17 protein-coding genes and 1 pseudogene are annotated in these 20,053 nt (G+C 66.7%); 11 read left to right on the top strand and 7 right to left on the bottom strand.

Annotation, left to right across the window (positions count from 1 at the left end):
• Positions 1 to 65 precede the first annotated feature (65 nt).
• Positions 66 to 1,547, bottom strand: coding sequence for a polyphosphate:AMP phosphotransferase (gene pap / locus DN824_RS04640; RefSeq protein WP_138407170.1), 1,482 nt, complete (start codon positions 1,545 to 1,547; stop codon positions 66 to 68).
• A gap of 80 nt (positions 1,548 to 1,627) precedes the next feature.
• On the opposite strand from pap, the gene mnmC reads away from it, so the two are divergent.
• Both mnmC and DN824_RS04630 read left to right on the top strand, forming a co-directional pair.
• Complete coding sequence (gene mnmC, locus DN824_RS04635; RefSeq protein ID WP_138407169.1) at positions 1,628 to 3,601, top strand: bifunctional tRNA (5-methylaminomethyl-2-thiouridine)(34)-methyltransferase MnmC2/FAD-dependent 5-carboxymethylaminomethyl-2-thiouridine(34) oxidoreductase MnmC1; 1,974 nt, start codon at positions 1,628 to 1,630, stop codon at positions 3,599 to 3,601.
• A gap of 206 nt (positions 3,602 to 3,807) precedes the next feature.
• A complete protein-coding gene (locus DN824_RS04630; RefSeq protein WP_138407168.1) occupies positions 3,808 to 4,560 on the top strand; it encodes a sulfite exporter TauE/SafE family protein in 753 nt (250 codons plus the stop codon).
• A 68-nt stretch (positions 4,561 to 4,628) separates the two neighbouring features.
• Here DN824_RS04630 and DN824_RS04625 read toward each other — a convergent pair.
• A pseudogene (locus DN824_RS04625) lies at positions 4,629 to 4,817 on the bottom strand (DUF1127 domain-containing protein); the annotation flags it as partial.
• A gap of 97 nt (positions 4,818 to 4,914) precedes the next feature.
• On the opposite strand from DN824_RS04625, the gene DN824_RS04620 reads away from it, so the two are divergent.
• A complete protein-coding gene (locus DN824_RS04620) occupies positions 4,915 to 5,766 on the top strand; it encodes a LysR family transcriptional regulator (RefSeq protein ID WP_138407166.1) in 852 nt (283 codons plus the stop codon).
• Here DN824_RS04620 and DN824_RS04615 read toward each other — a convergent pair.
• Positions 5,763 to 6,233 carry a MarR family winged helix-turn-helix transcriptional regulator gene (locus tag DN824_RS04615; protein WP_138407165.1) on the bottom strand — a complete coding sequence of 157 codons (471 nt, stop codon included), beginning with the start codon at positions 6,231 to 6,233 and terminating at the stop codon, positions 5,763 to 5,765. The genes DN824_RS04620 and DN824_RS04615 overlap by 4 nt on opposite strands.
• 139 nt (positions 6,234 to 6,372) lie before the next feature.
• On the opposite strand from DN824_RS04615, the gene DN824_RS04610 reads away from it, so the two are divergent.
• The 5 genes from DN824_RS04610 to DN824_RS04590 all read left to right on the top strand — a co-directional run bounded on the left by DN824_RS04610 (position 6,373) and on the right by DN824_RS04590 (position 14,348).
• Positions 6,373 to 8,145: an N-acetylglutaminylglutamine amidotransferase gene (locus DN824_RS04610; RefSeq protein WP_138407164.1), complete on the top strand. Its 1,773-nt coding sequence runs from the start codon at positions 6,373 to 6,375 to the stop codon at positions 8,143 to 8,145.
• Between the two features lie 11 nt (positions 8,146 to 8,156).
• Entirely contained in the window at positions 8,157 to 9,899 is a 1,743-nt protein-coding gene (gene ngg, locus DN824_RS04605; protein ID WP_138407163.1) for an N-acetylglutaminylglutamine synthetase, read from the top strand.
• 130 nt (positions 9,900 to 10,029) lie between these two features.
• Positions 10,030 to 11,226: an osmoprotectant NAGGN system M42 family peptidase gene (locus tag DN824_RS04600; protein WP_138407162.1), complete on the top strand. Its 1,197-nt coding sequence runs from the start codon at positions 10,030 to 10,032 to the stop codon at positions 11,224 to 11,226.
• A 98-nt stretch (positions 11,227 to 11,324) separates the two neighbouring features.
• On the top strand, positions 11,325 to 14,087 hold the full coding sequence (locus DN824_RS04595; RefSeq protein ID WP_138407161.1) for a hybrid sensor histidine kinase/response regulator: 2,763 nt from the start codon (positions 11,325 to 11,327) through the stop codon (positions 14,085 to 14,087).
• A 30-nt stretch (positions 14,088 to 14,117) separates the two neighbouring features.
• Positions 14,118 to 14,348 carry a YheU family protein gene (locus DN824_RS04590; RefSeq protein WP_138407160.1) on the top strand — a complete coding sequence of 77 codons (231 nt, stop codon included), beginning with the start codon at positions 14,118 to 14,120 and terminating at the stop codon, positions 14,346 to 14,348.
• Here DN824_RS04590 and DN824_RS04585 read toward each other — a convergent pair whose 3' ends face one another.
• The 4 genes from DN824_RS04585 to DN824_RS04570 all read right to left on the bottom strand — a co-directional run bounded on the left by DN824_RS04585 (position 14,349) and on the right by DN824_RS04570 (position 17,413).
• A complete protein-coding gene (locus tag DN824_RS04585) occupies positions 14,349 to 14,777 on the bottom strand; it encodes a hypothetical protein (RefSeq protein WP_138407159.1) in 429 nt (142 codons plus the stop codon).
• Between the two features lie 122 nt (positions 14,778 to 14,899).
• Positions 14,900 to 16,039, bottom strand: coding sequence for an MFS transporter (locus DN824_RS04580; protein ID WP_138407247.1), 1,140 nt, complete (start codon positions 16,037 to 16,039; stop codon positions 14,900 to 14,902).
• A 102-nt stretch (positions 16,040 to 16,141) separates the two neighbouring features.
• A complete protein-coding gene (locus DN824_RS04575; protein WP_138407158.1) occupies positions 16,142 to 16,951 on the bottom strand; it encodes an SDR family oxidoreductase in 810 nt (269 codons plus the stop codon).
• 66 nt (positions 16,952 to 17,017) lie between these two features.
• Positions 17,018 to 17,413 (bottom strand): DUF2784 domain-containing protein, encoded by a 396-nt coding sequence (locus DN824_RS04570; protein ID WP_138407157.1) that lies wholly within the window; start codon positions 17,411 to 17,413, stop codon positions 17,018 to 17,020.
• 175 nt (positions 17,414 to 17,588) lie between these two features.
• Between DN824_RS04570 and DN824_RS04565 the strand changes: the two genes are divergently transcribed.
• The 3 genes from DN824_RS04565 (at position 17,589) to DN824_RS04555 (ending at position 20,016) form a co-directional block, all read left to right on the top strand.
• The gene (locus DN824_RS04565) at positions 17,589 to 17,810 is read left to right on the top strand and encodes a DUF2061 domain-containing protein (RefSeq protein ID WP_138407156.1); all 222 of its coding nucleotides are present in this window, start codon (positions 17,589 to 17,591) and stop codon (positions 17,808 to 17,810) included.
• Positions 17,811 to 17,954: 144 nt separating this feature from the next.
• Positions 17,955 to 19,253, top strand: a complete 1,299-nt coding sequence (locus tag DN824_RS04560; protein ID WP_138407155.1) for an alpha/beta fold hydrolase — start codon at positions 17,955 to 17,957, stop codon at positions 19,251 to 19,253.
• Positions 19,254 to 19,260: 7 nt separating this feature from the next.
• Positions 19,261 to 20,016, top strand: coding sequence for an MlaA family lipoprotein (locus tag DN824_RS04555; protein ID WP_138407246.1), 756 nt, complete (start codon positions 19,261 to 19,263; stop codon positions 20,014 to 20,016).
• Positions 20,017 to 20,053: the final 37 nt, after the last annotated feature.

Genomic DNA, 20,053 nt, shown 5'->3' with positions numbered 1-20,053 from the left:
CGCGCGTTCGCCGGCCGGGCGACGACCATTCAAGCCATATATGGATGGCCATCGCAGGCCGGGCCTCACTCGATGGCCCGTTCGAGCGCCTCGTTCAGCGTGCGCAGCACCTTGACCCGGGCGAATCGCTTGTCGTTGGCTTCCACCATCGTCCAGTGGGCGATTTCGGTGCTGGTGCGGTCCACCATGTCGCTCACGGCCATGCTGTATTCGCCCAGCTTCTCGCGGTTGCGCCAGTCCTCTTCGGTGATCTTGAAGCGCTTGAGCGGATTGGTTTCCCGGGCCTTGAAACGGGCCAGCTGCTCGTCCGGATCGATCGACAGCCAGAACTTCACCAGGACGACGCCCGCATCGACCAGCTGCTCCTCGAAATCATTGATCTCGTCGTAGGCGCGCAGCCAGTCGGCGGGCGAACAGAAGCCCTCGACCCGCTCGACCAGGACGCGCCCGTACCAGGAGCGGTCGAAGATGGTGAAGTTGCCGCGTTCCGGCACGTTGCGCCAGAAGCGCCACAGCCAGGGCTGGGCGCGTTCGTCCTCGCTGGGCGCCGAGACCGGGACGATGCGGTACATGCGCGGATCGAGCGCGCCGGTGACCCGGCGTATCGCCCCGCCCTTGCCGGCGGCATCGTGACCTTCGAACACCGCCACCACGGCGCGCTCGCGCAGCCGGGGGTCGCGAAACAGCCTGGAGAGCCGCGCCTGCTCCTCGATCAGCTGCTGCTTGTAGGCCTCCTTTGAGAGCGACTGGCTCAGGTCCAGCCTGTCGAGCAAGTTCGGCCCCTCGAAGCTCGCCTCCATCGGCGCCGCATGCGGCGCCGGGGCCACGCTGGAGTTGTCGGCCAGGGCCGCCTGCATGCCTTCGAGCAGGATCCGCCCCACCGTGAGGCTGCGATAACGCTCGTCGGAGCCGTCGATGACGTACCAGGGCGCGTATTCGCGGCTGCTGCGGCGCAGCACGTGCTCCCCGTGGCGGACGAACTTGTCGTAGGTCTTCGATTGCTGCCAGTCCAGCGGGCTGATCCTCCAGCTGTGCAGCGGATCGGCCTTGAGGGTCTGCAGCCGCGCCTTCATCTGCTGCTTGGAAAGGTGGAACCAGAGCTTGAAGATCAGCGTGCCCTCGTCGCAGAGCATGCGCTCCATTCGCTCCGCGCGCCCCAGCGCCAGCTCCAGTTCCTTGTCCTTGATCTTGCCGTGGACGCGGTCCTGCAGCATCTGGCTGTACCAGTTGCCGAAGAACACCCCCATGCGCCCCTTGGGTGGCAGCTTGCGCCAGTAACGCCAGCTCGGCGGGTGGGCCAGCTCCTCGTCGCTGCGCATGTCGAAGCTCTCGACGCGGATCAGCCGAGGGTCCATCCACTCGCTGAGCAGCTTCACCGTCTCGCCCTTGCCGGCACCCTCGATGCCGTTGATGAGGATGAGCACCGGAAAGCGCGCCTGCTCCTTGAGCCGGTACTGCGCGTCCAGCAGCGCCTCGCGCAGCGCCGGCACTTCGGCGTCATAGGTCGACTTGTCGATCGCATGACCGATTTCCGCGGATTCGAACATCTGGCTCCCCCAACGGCTTCGTGCCCATCCGGCACGAATTGACTCTAGAATTGCATCCCCCCACGAGGATGCCATTACCTATGTCCGACCGCCCCGCCTCTCCCGGATTCCAGCACGCCGAGCTCGAATGGGACGAAAACGGCGTGCCGCAGTCGCGCCAGTATGGCGATGTGTACTTCTCCCGTACCGCCGGGATGGACGAAACGCGGCACGTGTTCCTCGAACCCAATGCCCTGGCGCAGCGCTTCGCCGCGCTGACGCCGGGCCGCTCGCTGGTGATCGGCGAGACCGGCTTCGGCACCGGGCTGAACTTCCTCTGCGCCTGGCAGCTGTTCGAGCGCACCGCGCCGGCCGCTGCGCGCCTGCACTTCATCAGCGTCGAGAAACATCCGCTGACCCGCGCCGACCTCACGCGCGCCCTGAGCCTGTGGCCGGATCTCGCGCGTCAGTCGCACGCGCTGATCGAGCAGTACGAGGCGATACACCCCGGCTTCCAGCACTTCACCCTCGACGGCGGCCGGGTCACCCTGACGCTGCTGGTGGGCGATGCCACCGAATGCCTGGCGCGCCTGGATGCGCGCGTCGACGCCTGGTTCCTCGACGGCTTCGCGCCGGCGAAGAACCCGCAGATGTGGCAACCGCCGCTGTTCGCCGAACTGGCGCGGCTGTCCGGCCCGCAAACCACGCTGGCCACCTTCACCAGCGCAGGCGTGGTGCGACGCGCGCTGGTGGAGGCGGGCTTCGCCATGCGCCGCGTGCCGGGGTTCGGCACCAAGTGGGAAATGCTCAGCGGCCGGTTCGTCGGCTCGTCGCCTGACCGCGCCGCGCCCTGGTATGCACGGCCAAGCCCCCATCAGGGCGCGCGCAAGGCACTGGTGATCGGCGCGGGGCTCGCGGGCTGCGCCAGCGCCGCAAGCCTGGCCGCCCGCGGCTGGCAGGTGACGCTGCTGGAACGTCACGCGGCGGTGGCCAGCGAAGGTTCGGGCAACCCCCAGGGCGTGCTCTACCTGAAACTGTCGGCACACGGCACGGCGCTGTCCCGGCTGATCGTCAGCGGTTTCGGCTACACCCGCCGGCTGCTCGAACGGCTGACCCGCGGCCAGGAGTGGGACGACTGCGGCGTCCTGCAGCTGGCCTTCGACGAGAAGGAGCGCGCACGCCAGGCCAAGCTCGCCGGCGCCTTTCCCGGGCTGCTGCAGCCGCTGGATCGCACCCAGGCCGAAGCGCTGAGCGGGCTCGGCCTGCCCTGCGGCGGGCTGTTCTACCCCAGCGCCGGCTGGGTGCATCCGCCAGCACTGGCGCGCCAGCTGGCTAACCACCCCGACATCGAGCTGCTCACCCACTGCGAAGCCTTGCAGCTGCAGCGTCATGGCGAGCTGTGGCAGGCACGCGCGGGCGAGCGCCTGCTGGCCGAAGCGCCGGTGGTGGTGCTCGCCGGCGCGGCGGACGTGGCGCGCTTCGAGCAGACCGCCTGGGTGCCGCTCAAGCGCATTCGCGGGCAGATCACCCGCCTTCCGGCGACCGAACGCAGCACCGCGCTGCGTACCGTGCTCTGCGCCGAAGGCTACGTGGCGCCCGCCTGGCAAGGCGAACACACCCTCGGCGCCAGCTTCGACTTCCAGCAGACGGGGCTCGAACCCAGCGAAGCCGAACACCGCTCCAACCTGGACATGCTGGAGGCGATCTCGCCGGACCTCCATCAGCGCCTGCGGCTGGACGCGCGCCCTCTCGCCAGCTTGGAAGGTCGCGTCGCCTTTCGCTGCACCAGCCCCGACTACCTGCCGATCATCGGCCCGCTCGCCGAAGCCGGGCGTTTCGCCGAAGCCTACTCGGTGCTGGGCAAGGATGCGCGGCGGGTCCCCCAGGTGCCCTGCCCCTGGCAGGAAGGGCTGTTCGTCAACACCGCCCACGGCTCGCGCGGCCTGATCACCGCGCCGCTGTCCGGTGAGTTGCTGGCGGGCTGGATCGACGGCGACCCGCTGCCGCTGCCCCGGGAGCTGGCCGAGGCCTGCCACCCCAACCGCTTCCTGCTGCGCAGGCTGATCCGCGGCTGAGGCGACGTGCGCAGAACCAAAACCGGCGCAGATGCGAACGTCGATCCGCGCAGGCCCTCCATACTGTCGAACGGCGGCCGATCCGGTCCGCCCAGTGCCATCCCATTAAGGACGCCCATGAGCGAAGCGCTTCACCCCCTCGCCTCTCCCGCTGACTGCGCCGCGGACGCCGGCCGAATCCCCCTCTGCCCGTACGGTTCGAACTGATGGAGCTGCTGCTGATCGAGGCGCTCGGCATCGGCCTGGTGCTGGGCCTGCTGCTCGGCCTGACCGGCGCGGGCGGCTCGCTCGTCGCCCTGCCCCTGCTGCTCAGCCTGCAGTTGCCGTTGCGCGATGCGATCGGCGTGAGCCTGGGCGCGGTGGCGATGTCCGCGCTGGTCGGAGCCGTCCCGCGCGCGATCCAGGGCCAGGTAGCCTGGCGCCCGCTGGCGCTGCTGGTGGTCTTCGGATTGCCGGGCAACGCGCTGGGTCAATGGCTGGGGCGCTTCGTCCCGGAAAAGGCGCTGATCGTCGCGTTCTGCCTGCTGGTGCTCTGGTCGGCCCGTCGCATGTGGCGCGGCGCCAACCTGCCGGCGCGGGTCGTCGAGCATGAGCGCACCGGGGTGCTGGTACTGATCGGCCTGGGCGTGGGCGTGCTGTCCGGTCTGATGGGGGTCGGCGGCGGCTTTCTCATCGTGCCGGCCCTGCTCTGGTTCACCCCGCTGCCACTGCTCAGCGCCATGGCGACCTCGATGGGGGTGATCGCCCTGGTCAGCGGCGGCGGCTTCCTGATTTATCTTAGCGGCGCGCATCCGCCGGCGTTGCTGCTGGGCGGCCTGGCCGCCGGCGGCGCCTGTGGCGTGCTCACCGGCAACCGGCTGGCCCAGCGCCTGAACAGCAGTGTCCTGCAACGTCTGTTCGCGCTGATGCTGGTGGCGGTGAGCCTGTCGCTGGGCGTTCAGAAACTGCTGCCGGGCTAACCGCCGTGCAGCGCCTGGCAGCGTTCGTCGAAGCCGCCGCTGGCTTTCTTCTGGCGCGGCGGCGAACCCAGGGGGTCGTCCCAGAACGGCCGTTCGCTTTCGGCGAACACGTCGGCCCGGCTCAGGCCCAGATCCTTCAGCGCCGCGTCATCCAGCGCGGCGAGCTGACGGCGCTGCTCATGCAGTTGCCACCAGCGCACCAGTTGCCGACGCAGCACCCTCCATCCGCGAAGCGAAACACCTTTGTCGTTTTTCATCTGTCCATCCTCCTGTGGGGATGGAAAACAGTCTCGGCGCCGGATTAATATCAATCCAACGAATCTTCCTGATTCGACTCATCTGAGAGATTGATGCATGGCGACCTACCCGAGTATCGACACCGAACTGCTGCGCAGCTTCGTCGCCATCGCCGATCACGGTGGCTTCACCCGTGCCGCCGAGGCGGTCAATCGAACCCAGTCGGCCATCAGCATGCAGATGAAGCGGCTCGAACAGGACGTGCTGCAGCGAGATCTTTTCGAGCGCGACGGCCGTGGCGTGCGGCTCACCGCCGAAGGCCAGGTGCTGCTGGGCTACGCGCGGCGCATCCTCAAGCTGCATGGCGAGGTGATCAACACCTTGCGCGAGCCGCACATGGTCGGTTCCGTGCGCATCGGCACGCCGGACGACTACGTGATGCGTTTTCTGCCGGGCATCCTGTCGCGCTTCGCGCAGAGCTTTCCGCTGGTTCAGGTGGAGGTGCATTGCGAACCCTCGACCCTGCTGCTGCAGCGCAAGGACCTGGACCTGACCATCGTCACCCGCGAACCGGGCACCGAAATCGGCCAGCTGCTGCGCCAGGAACGCTTCGTCTGGGCCGAGGCGCCGGGTTTCGAGTTGCATGAACAGCGGCCGCTGCCGCTCGCGATGTTCAACTCGGACTGCTTCTGCCGCGCCTGGGCATGCAACGCACTGGACGCCCGGGAAATCGATTACCGGATGGCCTACACCAGCCCGAGCCTGGCGGCGATCGTCGCGGTGGTGAGCGCGGGCCTTGCGGTCACCGCCCAGCTGCAGAGCGTGATCCCGCCGCAGCTGCGCATTCTCGACGAGGCCCAGGGCCTGCCTGCGCTGCCCGGCTGCAGCATCGTGCTGCTGCGCAACGGCCGCCAGTCGCAGATCAGCGAAACCCTGGCCGAGCACATCGTCGAGGGGTTTCGACTCTAGGCCTGCTCCACCAGCTCGGCCGAGTCGAACAGCTCGGCCGCGCGCAGCAGCGCCGCGAGAATCGAATGGCGTTCCCACTCGGGCAACGCGGCGAAGCGCTCGAGAACGTGCTCGGGCAGCAGGGACGGCGCATCGCGTAGCGCCTCGCGTCCGGGCTCATCCAGGTGCAGCCACTGCTTGCGCCGGTCCTGCTCGTCACGTCGCCGGCTGATCAGCCCCCGCCCCTCCAGACGCTCGAGCACACCCGACAGCGAGGCCTGCGACAGACTGACGAAACGCGCCAGCTGACTGGCCGTGAGCTCTTTCTCCACCGCCAGGACCTGCAGGATCAGCTGCTGCAGCGGCGTCAGTCCGCCATAGCGCGACAACCGCTTGGCATGCACCTCGGCCGCCTGCTGCAGGCGCCGCAGGGCCTGGAATATCGAAAGCGCGTAGGCTTCCCGGGGGGATGATTTAGTTTCAGTCATAAGATTCCGAACCGCTACGGAGCGGTAATTCTTGCCAAAAACATACAGCGAACTACTTTGACATGAAAGTGTCGATTTGGTTAGGTAAAAAAGTGCTGAACGAGCACGCCCACACCCCAACGGAGAACCGGTAAGGATTATGTGCGGAATAGCTGGAGAACTACGCTTCGATAACCAACCGGCCAGCCTGGCCGCGATCGAACGCATCACCCATCACCTGACCTCGCGCGGCCCCGACGCGTGCGGTTTCCACAGCCACGGCCCGCTCGCGCTGGGCCATCGTCGGCTGAAGATCATGGACCTGTGCGAGGCCTCCGGCCAGCCGATGGTCGACTCTGCGCTGGGCCTGTCGATGGTCTTCAACGGCGCGATCTACAACTACCCCGAGCTTCGCGCCGAACTCGAATCGCTCGGCTATCGGTTCTTTTCCGACGGCGACACCGAAGTGCTGCTCAAGGGCTTCCACGCCTGGGGCGAAGCCCTGCTGCCGCGCCTGAACGGCATGTTCGTGTTCGCCATCTGGGAGCGCGACAAGCAGCAGCTGTTCATCGCCCGCGACCGTCTCGGCGTCAAGCCGTTGTACCTCTCGCGTACCGACCAGCGCCTGCGCTTCGCCTCCAGCCTGCCCTCGCTCCTGCAAGGCGGCGACATCAACCCGGTCATCAACCCGGTCGCGCTGAATCACTACATGAGCTTCCACGCCGTGGTGCCGGCGCCCGACACCCTGATCGCCGGTATCGAAAAGATGCCGCCGGCCAGCTGGATGCGCATCGACGCCCAGGGAAAGACCACCACCAAGACCTGGTGGACACTGGCGTTCGGCGCCAGGCCGGACGAGCAGAACTACACCTTCGAAGACTGGAAGGACCGCGTCCTGACCACCATGCGCGAAGCCGTGAGCATCCGTCAGCGCGCCGCGGTGGACGTCGGCGTGCTGCTTTCCGGCGGCGTCGATTCGAGCCTGCTGGTCGGCCTGCTGCGCGAAGCCGGCGCGGCGGAGAACCTGCTGACCTTCTCCATCGGCTTCGAGGATGCGGGCGGCGAGCGCGGCGACGAGTTCAAGTATTCGGACATCATCGCCAACCACTTCCAGACCCGTCATCACCAGCTGCGCATCCAGGAAAAGGAAATCCTCGAACAGCTTCCGGCGGCCTTCCGCGCCATGAGCGAGCCGATGGTCAGCCATGACTGCATCGCCTTCTACCTGCTCTCGCGCGAAGTGGCCAAGCATTGCAAGGTCGTTCAGAGCGGCCAGGGTGCCGACGAGCTGTTCGCCGGCTATCACTGGTACCCCCAGGTCGACGGGGCACAGGACCCGGTGGCGGCGTACCTCGCGGCCTTCCGTGATCGCAGCTACGAGGAATACACCCAGACGGTCCAGAAGCAATGGGCCCAGGGCGACTTCTCCGGCGACTTCGTGCGCCGGCACTTCGCCCAGCCGGGCGCCGAGGCGGCGGTCGACAAGGCGCTGCGCATCGACAGCACGGTCATGCTGGTCGACGACCCGGTCAAGCGCGTGGACAACATGACCATGGCCTGGGGCCTGGAAGCGCGCACGCCATTCCTGGATTATCGGGTGGCCGAACTCTCGGCGCGCATCCCGGCGCAGTACAAGCTGCCCGAGGGCGGCAAGTACGTGCTCAAGGAGGCCGCCCGTCAGGTCATCCCGGCCGAGGTCATCGATCGGCCCAAGGGTTACTTCCCGGTCCCCGGGCTCAAGCACCTGCAGGGCGACACGCTGGACTGGGTGCGCGAGCTGCTGCTCGACCCGAGCCAGGACCGTGGCCTGTACCAGCCGCAGATGCTCGACGCCCTGCTGTCCGACCCGCATGGCCAGCTCACCCCGCTGCGCGGCTCCAAACTCTGGCAGCTGGCGGCGGTCAACCTTTGGTTGACTGAACAGGGCCTCTAAGGAAACGCACCATGCAGAAGTCTCAAGCTTATGGTCAGCGTCTGTTGCGCGGCCAGGCGCCCACCTACCAGAGGTTGCAGGCACGTTTCGCGGAAGACGGGCAGGCTCACCCCGAAAGCCCGGTGATCCTCCACTGCGGATGGGGGCGGATTCTCGTTGGCCATACCTATTCGGACCCGGCCATGATCGCCAGCGACCTGCTCAACGAGCAGCAGGGCGACCGCGACATCGCGCTGTACGTGGCGGCGCCCCAGCAGGTCCTGGCCCAGGCGCCCCAGCAGCTGTTCCTCGACCCCTCCGACACCCTGCGGCTGTGGTTCACCGACTACCGCCCGGCGCAACGCCGTTTCCGGGGCTTCGCCATCCGCCGCACCCAGTGCCAGAACGACTGGGAAGCGATCAATTGCCTGTACCAGTCGCGCTCGATGATGCCGGTGGACCCGACGCGCTGCACTCCCTACGAGGAAGGCGGCCCGGTGTTCTGGGTCGCCGAGGACGAAGACACCGGGCAGATCCTGGGCAGCGTGATGGGCATCAACCACCACAAGGCGTTCAACGATCCGGAAAACGGCAGCAGCCTCTGGTGCCTGGCCGTATCGCCGAACTGTCCGCGCCCCGGCGTGGGCGAAGCGCTCGTGCGGCATCTGGTCGAACACTACATGGGACGCGGCCTGGCCTACCTCGACCTGTCGGTGATGCACGACAACCTGCAGGCCAAGGCGCTCTACGCCAAGCTGGGCTTCCGCGACCTGCCGACCTTCACGGTCAAGCGCAAGAACAGCTTCAATCAGCCGCTGTTCCTCGGCCCCGGCCCCGAAGCGGACCTCAACCCCTACGCCCGGATCATCGTCGACGAAGCCCGTCGACGGGGCATCGAGGTGCATGTCGACGATGCCGAAGCGGGCATGTTCACCCTGACCCATGGCGGTCGCCGGGTGCGCTGCCGCGAATCGCTGTCGGACCTGACCAGCGCCGTCAGCATGACCCTCTGCCAGGACAAACGGCTGACCCATCGCACCCTGACGCGCGCCGGGCTTCGGTTGCCGGCCCAGCAGCTCGCGGGCGCGGCGGCCGACAATGCCGCCTTCCTCGCGCAGCATGGCAGCGTGGTGGTCAAGCCGGTCGACGGCGAACAGGGCCAGGGCGTCGCGGTGGACCTGCGCAACGCCGATGAAATGGAAGAGGCGATTCGTCGCGCGGAACACTTCGACAGCCGGGTGCTGCTGGAGAGCTTCCACGAGGGCCTGGATCTGCGCATCGTGGTCATCGGCTTCGAAGTGGTTGCCGCCGCCATTCGCCGGCCCGCCGAGGTCATCGGCGACGGCCATCACACCATCGGCGCGCTGATCGAGGCGCAGAGCCGTCGTCGGATGGCGGCCACCGGCGGTGAAAGCCGCATCCCGCTCGACGAGGAAACCAACCGCTGCATCCGTGCGGCGAACTACGACTTCGACAGCGTGCTGGCCGAAGGCGAGCGCCTGGCCGTGCGCCGTACGGCCAACCTGCACACCGGAGGCACCCTCGAGGACGTCACCGACATCCTGCATCCGACCCTCGTGGAAGCGGCCGTCAAGGCGGCCCGTGCGCTGGACATCCCGGTGGTCGGACTAGACTTGATGGTTGCGGCGGCCGATCAGCCCGAGTACGTGTTCATCGAAGCCAACGAGCGCGTCGGTCTGGCGAACCACCAGCCGCAGCCGACCGCCGAGCGTTTCATCGACCTGTTGTTCCCGCTCAGCCACACCAGCAACTGACGCGACGGCGCCCCCTGGGACACCGCGAGCACCCGCTCGCGGCGCGTTCCTCGCGTCGTATGCCATCGACGGCGAACCGCCCTCGCCGCTACCTCCCGACCCGGCGCTACGCGCCACCCAAGGAGACCCCATGATTGCGAAACTGCCCGAACCCGACCTGAATTATCTGCAGCGCGTCCTGCTGGAGATGCTCGCCATCCCGAGCCCGACCGGTTTCACCGACACCATCGTCCGGTATGTCGCCGAGCGCCTTAAGGAGCTTGGCATTCCCTTCGAGCTGACCCGCCGCGGCACCATCCGCGCCACCCTCAAGGGCCGTCGCTACAGCCCGGACCGCGCGGTCGCCGCCCACGTTGACACCATCGGCGCGATCGTCCGCGAGATCCAGGACACCGGCCGGCTGGGCCTGGCGCCGGTGGGCTGCTGGTCGAGCCGCTTCGCCGAGGGCAGCCGGGTCAGCGTGTTCACCGACCAAGGCGTGATTCGCGGCAGCGTCCTGCCCCTGCTCGCCTCCGGCCATGCCTTCAACACCGCGGTCGACGAGATGCCGATCAGCTGGGACCACGTCGAGCTGCGCCTGGACGCCTTCACCTACAGCCGTGCGGAAACCGTCGCCCTGGGGGTCAACATCGGGGATTTCGTCGCCTTCGACCCGATGCCCGAATTCACCGAAAGCGGCTACATCAGCGCCCGCCACCTGGACGACAAGGCCGGTGTCGCCGCGCTGCTGACCGCGCTCAAGGCCGTGGTCGACAGCGGTCGCGAGCCGCCGATCGATTGCCACCCACTGTTCACCATCACCGAGGAAACCGGCTCCGGTGCCGCCGGTGCCCTGCCCTGGGACGTCAGCGAGTTCGTCGGCATCGACATCGCCCCCAGCGCCAAGGGCCAGCAGTCCACCGAACATGCGGTCACCGTGGCGATGCAGGATTCGGGCGGCCCGTACGATTTCCATCTGTCCAGGCACCTGCTCAAGCTGGCCGGGCAACACGAGATCCCGGTACGTCGCGACCTTTTCCGCTACTATCACAGCGATGCGCAATCGGCCGTCGAGGCCGGGCACGACATCCGCACCGCCCTGCTCGCCTTCGGCTGCGACGCGACCCACGGCTACGAACGCACCCATATCGACAGCCTGGCCGCGATCACCCAGCTGATCAGCGCCTACCTGCTCAGCCCGCCGGTTTTCGCCAGCGACGCGCATGCCGGCAAGGACTCGCTGGAGCGCTTCAGCCACCAGCTGGAGCACGAGGCGCAGATGGAGAACGATACCCGGGTACCGGCGGTCGAAACGCTGGTCGGCAGGTCCGACGACCCCGACCGTTAGAATTGCATTCGTGACTAGGCGCTAGGTTCGGACCGGCAGGCATTGCCGCGGGACGTACATGGCGGCAAAGTTGCCCCGACTTTCTTCATGGATTGAATATGGCGCGCTATGGACTGGCCCTGCTATTGCTCTGCCTGAGTGTCGGCTGCTGGGCCGCCGACACCCTGAGCCTGCCGTCCGGCGATTTTCGCCTGCCGCTGGGCCAGTGGGCCGAATCGTTCGAGGACCCCGGGGGGCGTCTCGACGCCGCCCAGGTCCTGGCGCTGGCGCCCGAGCGCTTCCAGCCGGTCGACAGCCGCCACGTCAACAAGGGCAAGAACGATTCGACCTGGTGGTTCAGGGTCCGCCTGGACAACCCTCGCACCGACAGCGTGCGCGGCTTCGTCGAGATCAACTACCCGCTGCTCGACCATATCGAACTGTACGTCGTGGATGCGCAGGGGCGCCTGGCCCATCAACTGGCCGGCGACGACTATCCCTTCGAACAGCGTGCCGTGAAGGTGCGCAACTTCTGGTTCCCGGTCGAGCTGGCGCCGGGGCCGACCACCCTGCTGGTGAAGGTTCACAGCACCAGCAGCCTGTTCGTACCGCTCTATTTCAGCACCTACGGCGCCAGCGCCGCCGCCCAGGAACGCACTACGGCGCTTTACGGAGGCTTCTACGGCATCCTGCTGGCGATGTTCTGCTACAACCTCTTCCTGTTCCTTTCGCTGCGTGAGCCGGCGTACTTCTGGTACCTGGTCTACAACCTCAACATCGGCCTGTTCGCGGCCAGCTTCGACGGGCTGCTGTTCAAGGTGCTGCCCGGACTGGGCACGGTCCACGGCGTGCTCATCTACCTGCTGATGCTCACGCATTGCTTCACCTCGGTACAGTTCAGCCGCCACTTCCTGCATACCCGCGAACATTTCCCGCGCCTGGACCGCCTGCTGCGCGGCGTGGTCCTGATCTCGTTCGCCGGGCTCGTCGCCGGTCTGCTGATTCCCCTGCAGACCTGGAGCATCCTGGCCAGCCTCGCCGTACTCGGCACCTCGATCGGCCTCTTGCTGACCGGCGCCTACGCCTGGCATCGCGGGGTGCGCTACGGCTCCTACTACATCCTCGCCTGGGGCATCCTGCTGGCCTCCTTCATCATCGTCACCGCCGGCTCGCTGGGCTTCGAGCTGTTCGGCGTCTATGGCAGTTCGGTGGTCAAGGTGAGCGTCGCCATCGAGCTGATCACGCTGTCGATCGGCCTGGCCGACCGCATCAACCAGCTCAAGGAGGAAGGCTACCGCTCGCGCCAGGCCGCGGCCCAGGCACGCATCGAGAACAAGGCCAAGAGCCGCTTCCTGGCGAAGATGAGCCACGAGATCCGCACCCCGCTCAGCGGCCTGCTGGGTATGCTCCAGTTGCTGCGCGAGACCCGTCTGGACGGCAGCCAGCGCTTCTACGTCGATACCATTTCCAGCTCCGGCCGCTCGCTGATGACGGTGATCAACGACATCCTCGACTACGCCCGGATCGAATCCGGCAAGCTGGTGCTCGAGGACATCGAGTTCGACCTCGAGACCCTGGTCTCCGAGGCCACGAGCCTGTTCACGGCGCAGGCGCAGGAAAAGCAGCTGGGGCTCTACATCAGCCTCGATCCCGGCGTTCCGCGGATGGTGCGCGGCGATCCGACACGGTTGAAACAGGTCCTGCTGAACCTGCTGAGCAACGCCGTGAAGTTCACCGAAAACGGGCACGTCGCCCTGAAGGTCAGCCGGAGCCGCGATGGCGATGGCCCGATGCGCCTGCTGTTCGCCGTGATCGACACCGGTATCGGCATCCACCCGAACGCCGTACCGCAACTGTTCGAATCATTCGCCCAGGAGACCTCCAGCACCAGCCGACGCTACGGCGGCAGCGGCCTGGGGCTGGCCATCAGCAAGGAACTGGTGGAATTGATGGGCGGCACCATCGAGGTCCAGAGCACGCCCGGCGAGGGCAGCCGCTTTCTGCTCTCCCTGCCATCGCCCGACCTCGAGCAACCCGCCGATCCCCTCGCCGAGCGGCTGGCCGCACGCCGTGCACTGCTCGCGTCGTCCGACCCGCAGGCGCTGGACGCGCTGGCATGCCTGCTTCAACGCTGGGGCATGCACTGCGACAAGGCCCGGACCCTGGCCGATTGCCTCGAACAGCTGGACAGCCACGACCTGCTGGTGCTGGTAGCTCCGCTGCCGGGTCAGCCCAGCGAGTGGTTCGAGGCACTGGAGTACTGCCAGCCCCCGCAAGCGCCGTTGCTGTTGCTCGATGCCCCCAACGACCGAACGCCCCCGCGCCCCGTCGACGTCAGCGTGGCGCTGCCGTTGGCCATCGCCCCGCTACGCGAGGCGCTCCACGGCCTGTTCGCGGACAGCGACGCGTCCTGCACCCCGCCGCCTCCACCACCTCCTGCCCGGCAACGGTCCGGCGACGAGCAGCCCTGCGTGCTGGTGGCCGAAGACAATCCGGTCAATCAGATGGTGGTCCGGGGCTTCCTGGAAAAACGCGGCTACCGGGTCGAGCTGGTGGACAACGGCCAGCAGGCACTGGATCTCTACCGCGGCGCGCCGAGCGCGATCCAGGCCATCGTGATGGACTGCGAGATGCCGGAAATGGATGGCTTCGAGGCCAGCCGCCAGATCCGGGCGCTCGAAGCACAGCTCGGCCTGGCGCCGGTGCCGATCATCGCACTGACCGCGCACCTGCCGGAGGAACAGCGCGAGCGCGGCACCCTCGCCGGCATGAACGAGTTTCTCGGCAAACCCTTCGACCACCTGGCGCTGCACGAACGGCTCGATCATTACCTGCGCGAAACGGAGAGTACGCTGGGAACCGCCGAAGCCGGGTTAAAGTAGGCGCATCCGCACGCCAGGTATTCCCGCGCCATGCTCATTCCCCACGATCAGCTCGAAGCCGACACCCTTACCCGCCTCATCGAAGACTTCGTCACCCGCGACGGCACCGACAATGGCGACGAAACGCCGCTGATCACCCGCGTGGAGCGGGTCCGCCGTGCCCTGGACAAGGGCGAAGCGGTGATCGTGTTCGATCCGGACAGCAGCCAGTGCCAGCTCGCGCTCAAGCGCGACGTCCCGCGCGAATGGCTGGAGGACTGATCAGCCGACCAGCCCGCTCTCGCGTTCCCACGAACAGCGCATGCGCAGGCTGCTGTCGTTGGGGCTGTGGGAACCCGAATCGGTCTCCCAGCGAAAGGTGTGGGTACCGTTGAGCTCGGTTTCCAGGTGCACCACCGCACCGGTCCAGTACAGCTGCTTGAGCAGCGCCTCGAAGTTTTCCACCCACAACGCCCACTCGTATTCCACCGCGCGGTAGCTGGCGCCGAAGTGGATCACCTGGGTCTGGTAGAGACCGATGTCTTCCTGGGGGCAGAAGGAAAACATCTCCCGTCCGATGAATGGCCAGCCCTCGCCCTGTGGCAGCTGCTCGAGCGCGCGCAGATTGGCCAGCCGGCGCTGACGACGCTGCTCGTCATCCGCCGAGGGCCAATCACGGATGCAGCCATAGACGATGGATTCTGACTCCACTCGAACACTCCAGGCAGACGGTCAAAAGGGTGTGGGTCGCCGCGTGCGCAGCGTTCTAACACAGCGGCGCGCAGCGGTCATGCGCGCCACGGCAGGAGGTGAACCGCGCCACAGCTTCCATGCTAGACGAGCGGGCCGGCGTCGCGCCGGGGCCGCAGGAAAAAGCTAAGCACCGACATCGTCGCCGCGACCACCACCAGGGCCGCGAACGGCGCGCGGTAGTCGCCGCCCAGGTCACGCCCCAGGCCCGCGAGCATGGGCGCGAGGCCGCCCAGCCCGTAGCCGGCGCACAACATCATCGCGGTCAGACGGCTTACCGCCAGGGGCGAGCCGGCTTCGTACATGGGCAGGGCCAGCGCCAGGGAAAAGCTGCCGTTCAGAGCGATACCCAGCAACATGCAGACGAGCATCGGCTGCGTGCCTGGCCACCAGGTGATGGCCGACAGACAGAACAGCGCGACCAGGCTGCAGCCCAGGAGCATCAGGTGGCGCCGTCCGAAACGCTGGGCCAGCCAGGGCATCACGAAGGCGCTGGGCAGGCCGATCAGCATGAAGCCGCTGAAAAACGCGTTGCCACGCAGCACGCTGAAACCGACTTCGCTGTAACGGGCGACCAGCCAGGTCGCCAGGGCGTAGAAGAGTCCGGCCTGGAGCCCGAAGAAGACACTTACCAGCCAGGCCCGCGGCTCACGCCAGGGCAGCCCGGCAGGGCCCTGGGTCGAGGGCTCGGGCTGGTTGGGCACTTTCAGCCAGACCAGCAGCGCCAGCACCGCGGGAATCGCCCAGGCCGCCAGCCCGAGGTTCCACCGCTCGCCCAGGAGATGGGCGATCGGAGCGGTGAGCACCACGCCCAGCGTCCCGCCGATCGCCATGCTCAGCGAGAACCAGGCGACGGTCTTGCCGATGCGCTCGCGGAAATGGCGCTTGATGTAGCCCGACAGCAGCGGGCCGGCGATCGCAATCGCGGCTCCCAGCAGCACCGCGGTGGCGATCAGCAACCCGGCGTGGTGGCTGAACAGACGCAGCAGCAGGGCGATGCAGAGGGTCAACAGGCAGGCCGTGATGGTGCGCTCCAGCCCGAAACGAACCGCCAGCCGTGGCGCCAGCGGGGCCAGGAAGCCCATCAGCAGCACCGGTGCCGCGGTGGTCAGGCTGATCAGGCCGCGGCTGAGCTGCAGCTCGGTCGCAATGCGCTCGATCAGCGGGGCGAAGGAGGTGATGCCGGGACGCAGATTGACCGCGGCCAGCACCAGCGCGGGCATGAGCAGGAGACGCGTAGGGACGTTCACGGGGGCAACCGAAGCCTGCAGAAATAACCGGGGCGGCCACCCTACTCCCCGGCCGTTTCATGAGCAAGCTATCGATCAGAGGGCACGGGCCTTGGCGCGCTTCTTTTCGGTCAGGGTGAACATTTCCTGGTAGATCGCCTGGGGGTTCTGCTGCTTGACCTTCCAGGCCATGCGGCCTTCGTCATGGGGCAGGATCATGAAGTCGCCCCGCGCCATCCCCTCGTGGATGTACTGGGCGATGTCCGCCGCGGTGATCGGCGAGGCCTCGAGCAGCTTGCTGATCTGGGTCTTCATGTTCGGCGTCGGGCCCCGGTAGGAGTCCATCAGGTTGGTCTGGAAGAACGACGGGCAGACCACGTGCACCGAGATGCCCTCGGGCTTGAGTTCGACCAGCAGGCTCTCGGAGAGCGCGACGACGCCCGCCTTGGCCACGTTGTAGTTGCTCATGCCCGGCGCCTGCATCAGCGCGGCCATCGAGGCGATGTTGACGATGGCGCCCTTGCTGGCCTGCAGCAGCGGCAGGAAGGCCTTGCACCCCTTGACCACGCCCATCAGGTTGATCGAGATCTGCCAGTCCCAGTCTTCCAGCGACAGCTCGTCGAAGAAGCCGCCCGAGGCCACGCCGGCGTTGTTGACCACGACATCGATGCCGCCCAGCTTTTCCTCGCACGCCTGGGCCAGCGCGATCAGCTGGCTGTAGTCGCGCACGTCGCAGCGCTGGGTGAACCCGTCGCCACCGGCTTCGCGAACCATTCGCAAGGTTTCGGCGAGCCCCTGCTCGTTCACATCCGAGAGCGCCAGCCGCCAGCCCTCCCGGGCCCAGCGCAACGCGATTTCGCGGCCCAGACCGGAGCCGGCGCCAGTGATCATCATGCGGTTCTGCATCGGGGGAAGCCTTCTGTTCTTGTGGTTCGGCGAGTGTAGCGAAGGAAACCCCGGCGCCAGCCTTCATCAGGGCGCTGAATGACCCCGGCAAACTCGCCCGTGACGACGACGGCGATGCAGCAGGTAGCCGTATATCGCGGCGTTCAGCGCGGCGACCAGCGCCCCGAGCCACAGCTGGATCTGCGGCGTGAGGGCGGCCGGATAGATCAGCGGGATCAGGTAGTGCTCGACGAAGCCGCCGTCGTAACCGCCCTGCCCGGCGGCGAGACGGAAGTGATTCTCCCAGGGCGTCAACGGGCAGTTCAGATGCAGCACCTCGACCAGGATGCCCCAGGCCACCGCAGGCAGGTGCAACCAGGCCAGGCGCGGCCAGCGCAGCACCAGCAGCCCGCCGAACAGGACGAAGAGGATGAACAGCAGGTGCACCACCACAATCGCATCGGCGGCCAGTCGATCAGTCATCTCATCTCCCGCGTCGGTTCGCCATCCGGGACACCGGAGCGCCTTCGCACAAAACTATCGAAGCATCCAGGCCGATTATCGCCATCTATTCCGGCGATATACATCGACCATTTCATCGTGACAACGAGACGGCCTAGCCTTTCTGCAATCGCATCGGTATTGCTTCGAGGTCGTCATGCTCAAGACCGTCACCTTCACCATCATGCACTTCTGCATCGCCTTTTCGGTCACCTATGCGCTGACCGGTAGCCTGGCCATCGGCGGGCTGGTGGCCGCCATCGAGCCGCTGTGCAATTCGGTGGGTTTCTATTTCCACGAAAAAATCTGGCAACGCTTCGAAACCAAGGGTGCCAAAGGCCAGATACCGCCTCACGCCTGGCTGCATCACCAGGCGTGAGGCGGTCGCCCCGAGCATTGCAGCCGAACGAGGGAAGCGGCACTCTGCGCCATGGCGCGGGTCATACGACAGGTCGACCGGTTGCCAGCCGGACTCACTGCCGCAAGGCGCTCTCCCCAATGGGCTGTTACCGAAAGGGACTTTATGCTCAGGTTTTGGTCACTCACGCTGCTGCTGGGCAGCCTGCTCACCAGCGCATCGTTGTTCGCGCGGGATATAGATGCCGGCGACTATGCCTACCCCCTCACCAACCCCTTCGAAGCGACGATCGCCACCACTCCGCCGGATCTGCGGGCGGTCGTGCCCAGCGATGAAGACATCGATCAGGCCGACTACAGCCTCAGGCTGCGTCCGGAGCGGGAATTCACCCTGCCGCCGAACTTCTGGCCGGTCACCCGGCTGGGCTACCGCGTGGCGCGCCAGAAAGGCCCCGCGCCGCTGATCTTCATCATTGCCGGCACCGGGGGACACTACTCCAGCGGTCTCTCCGAATCGCTCAAGCGAATCTTCTACGGCGCCGGCTACCACGTGGTCCAGCTGTCGTCGCCGACCAGCTACGACTTCATGGCCGCTGCGTCCCGCTACGCCACGCCCGGTCTGAGCGAGGACGACGCCAAGGACCTCTACCGGGTCATGCAGGCCGTGCGCGCGCAGCAACACGATCTGCCGGTCACCGAGTTCCACCTGACCGGCTACAGCCTCGGCGCGCTGCACGCCGCCTTCGTCAGCCGCCTCGACGAAACGCGCCACAGCTTCGACTTCAAGCGCGTGCTGCTGCTCAACCCGCCGGTGAACCTGCAGACCTCGATTCGCAACCTCGACAAGCTGGTGCAGACGCGCGTAAAGGGCATCGACAAGCAGACCACCTTCTATGAGCTGGTGATGGACAAGCTCACCCGCTACTTCCGGTACCAGGGCAACATCAACCTGGACGAAGCGATGCTGTTCGACTTTCAGCAGTCCCCCGTGCGCCTGAGCGACGAGGAGATGGCGATGCTCATCGGCACCTCGTTCCGCTTCTCCGCCGCCGACATCGCCTTCACCTCGGACCTGATCAATCGCCGCGGCATCCTGATTCCGCCGAAGCATCCGATCACCGAAGGCACCAGCCTCGAGCCGTTCTTCCGCCGCTCGCTGCTGTGCGACTTCGAGTGCTACATGACCCAGCAGCTGATCCCGATGTGGCGCGCGCAATACGACGGCGGCAGCCTGACCCAGCTGGTCCAGCAGGTCAGCCTCTATGCGCTGGAAGACTACCTGCGCGACAGCCCGAAGATCTCGGTGATGCACAACGCCGACGACATCATCCTCGGGCCCGGCGACATCGGGTTCCTGCGCCGCACCTTCGGCGACCGATTCACGCTCTACCCGTATGGAGGCCACTGCGGCAACCTCAACTACCGCGTCAACGCCGAACACATGCTGGAGTTCTTCCGTGGCTAGATCCCTTCTGCTGTTGCCCCTGCTTCTGGCCACCGCGGTCGCCCATGCCGAGACCCGCTACGTCGACGAGGACGGCTTCACCCACCCGCTCCGGAACCTGGAATTCAACCCGGGCCTGGACCAGCATGAGTTCGAACGCGCCACCTTCGAGGCGCTGGAGGTCTACGACCCGTTCGAGTCGGTCAACCGGCGGATGTACCACTTCAACTACCGGCTCGATCAGTGGGTCATGCTGCCGGTCGTGAGCGGTTACCGGAAGGTCACGCCGCGCGTGGTGCGCAGCGGCGTGAGCAACTTCTTCGACAACCTGGGCGACGTCACCAACCTGGTCAACAGCGTGCTGCAGCTCAAGGGCAAACGCGCGATGGATACCACCGCCCGGCTGTTGTTCAACACCATCATCGGCGTCGGTGGTCTCTGGGATCCGGCGACCCGCATGGGCCTGCCGCGCCAACCCGAGGACTTCGGCCAGACCCTGGGCTTCTATGGTGTGCCGGATGGCCCGTACCTGATCCTGCCCGCGTTCGGTCCCTCCAACCTGCGCGATACCACGGGTCTGGTCGCGGATTTCGGCACCGAGCGGCAGATCAACTTCCTGAGTTATGGGGAAATGAGCGGCGGGCACCTGGAGCTCACCGCGCTGCGCGCCGTGGACACCCGCTACACCACCAACTTCCGCTATGGCCAGCTCAACTCGCCGTTCGAGTACGAGAAGGTGCGGTACGTCTATACGCGAGCGCGCAAACTGCAGATCGACGAGTGAGGCAGCGGGTGTCCGGCAAGCGCCGGGACACCCGGCC

The organism is Stutzerimonas nosocomialis (assembly GCF_005876855.1).
GTDB classification, from domain to species: domain Bacteria; phylum Pseudomonadota; class Gammaproteobacteria; order Pseudomonadales; family Pseudomonadaceae; genus Stutzerimonas; species Stutzerimonas nosocomialis.
This window is presented reverse-complemented; position numbering and strand designations above follow the sequence as displayed.

Bases quoted from the DNA above. Each gene is read 5' to 3' on its own strand.
- mnmC (WP_138407169.1), top strand. From the start codon at position 1,628: ATGTCCGACCGCCCCGCCTCTCCCGGATTCCAGCACGCCGAGCTCGAA.
- DN824_RS04560 (WP_138407155.1), top strand. From the start codon at position 17,955: ATGCTCAGGTTTTGGTCACTCACGCTGCTGCTGGGCAGCCTGCTCACC.
- DN824_RS04620 (WP_138407166.1), top strand. From the start codon at position 4,915: ATGGCGACCTACCCGAGTATCGACACCGAACTGCTGCGCAGCTTCGTC.
- DN824_RS04590 (WP_138407160.1), top strand. From the start codon at position 14,118: ATGCTCATTCCCCACGATCAGCTCGAAGCCGACACCCTTACCCGCCTC.
- DN824_RS04595 (WP_138407161.1), top strand. From the start codon at position 11,325: ATGGCGCGCTATGGACTGGCCCTGCTATTGCTCTGCCTGAGTGTCGGC.
- DN824_RS04615 (WP_138407165.1), bottom strand. From the start codon at position 6,233: ATGACTGAAACTAAATCATCCCCCCGGGAAGCCTACGCGCTTTCGATA.
- DN824_RS04630 (WP_138407168.1), top strand. From the start codon at position 3,808: ATGGAGCTGCTGCTGATCGAGGCGCTCGGCATCGGCCTGGTGCTGGGC.
- DN824_RS04610 (WP_138407164.1), top strand. From the start codon at position 6,373: ATGTGCGGAATAGCTGGAGAACTACGCTTCGATAACCAACCGGCCAGC.
- pap (WP_138407170.1), bottom strand. From the start codon at position 1,547: ATGTTCGAATCCGCGGAAATCGGTCATGCGATCGACAAGTCGACCTAT.
- ngg (WP_138407163.1), top strand. From the start codon at position 8,157: ATGCAGAAGTCTCAAGCTTATGGTCAGCGTCTGTTGCGCGGCCAGGCG.
- DN824_RS04600 (WP_138407162.1), top strand. From the start codon at position 10,030: ATGATTGCGAAACTGCCCGAACCCGACCTGAATTATCTGCAGCGCGTC.
- DN824_RS04565 (WP_138407156.1), top strand. From the start codon at position 17,589: ATGCTCAAGACCGTCACCTTCACCATCATGCACTTCTGCATCGCCTTT.
- DN824_RS04580 (WP_138407247.1), bottom strand. From the start codon at position 16,039: ATGCCCGCGCTGGTGCTGGCCGCGGTCAATCTGCGTCCCGGCATCACC.
- DN824_RS04575 (WP_138407158.1), bottom strand. From the start codon at position 16,951: ATGCAGAACCGCATGATGATCACTGGCGCCGGCTCCGGTCTGGGCCGC.
- DN824_RS04570 (WP_138407157.1), bottom strand. From the start codon at position 17,413: ATGACTGATCGACTGGCCGCCGATGCGATTGTGGTGGTGCACCTGCTG.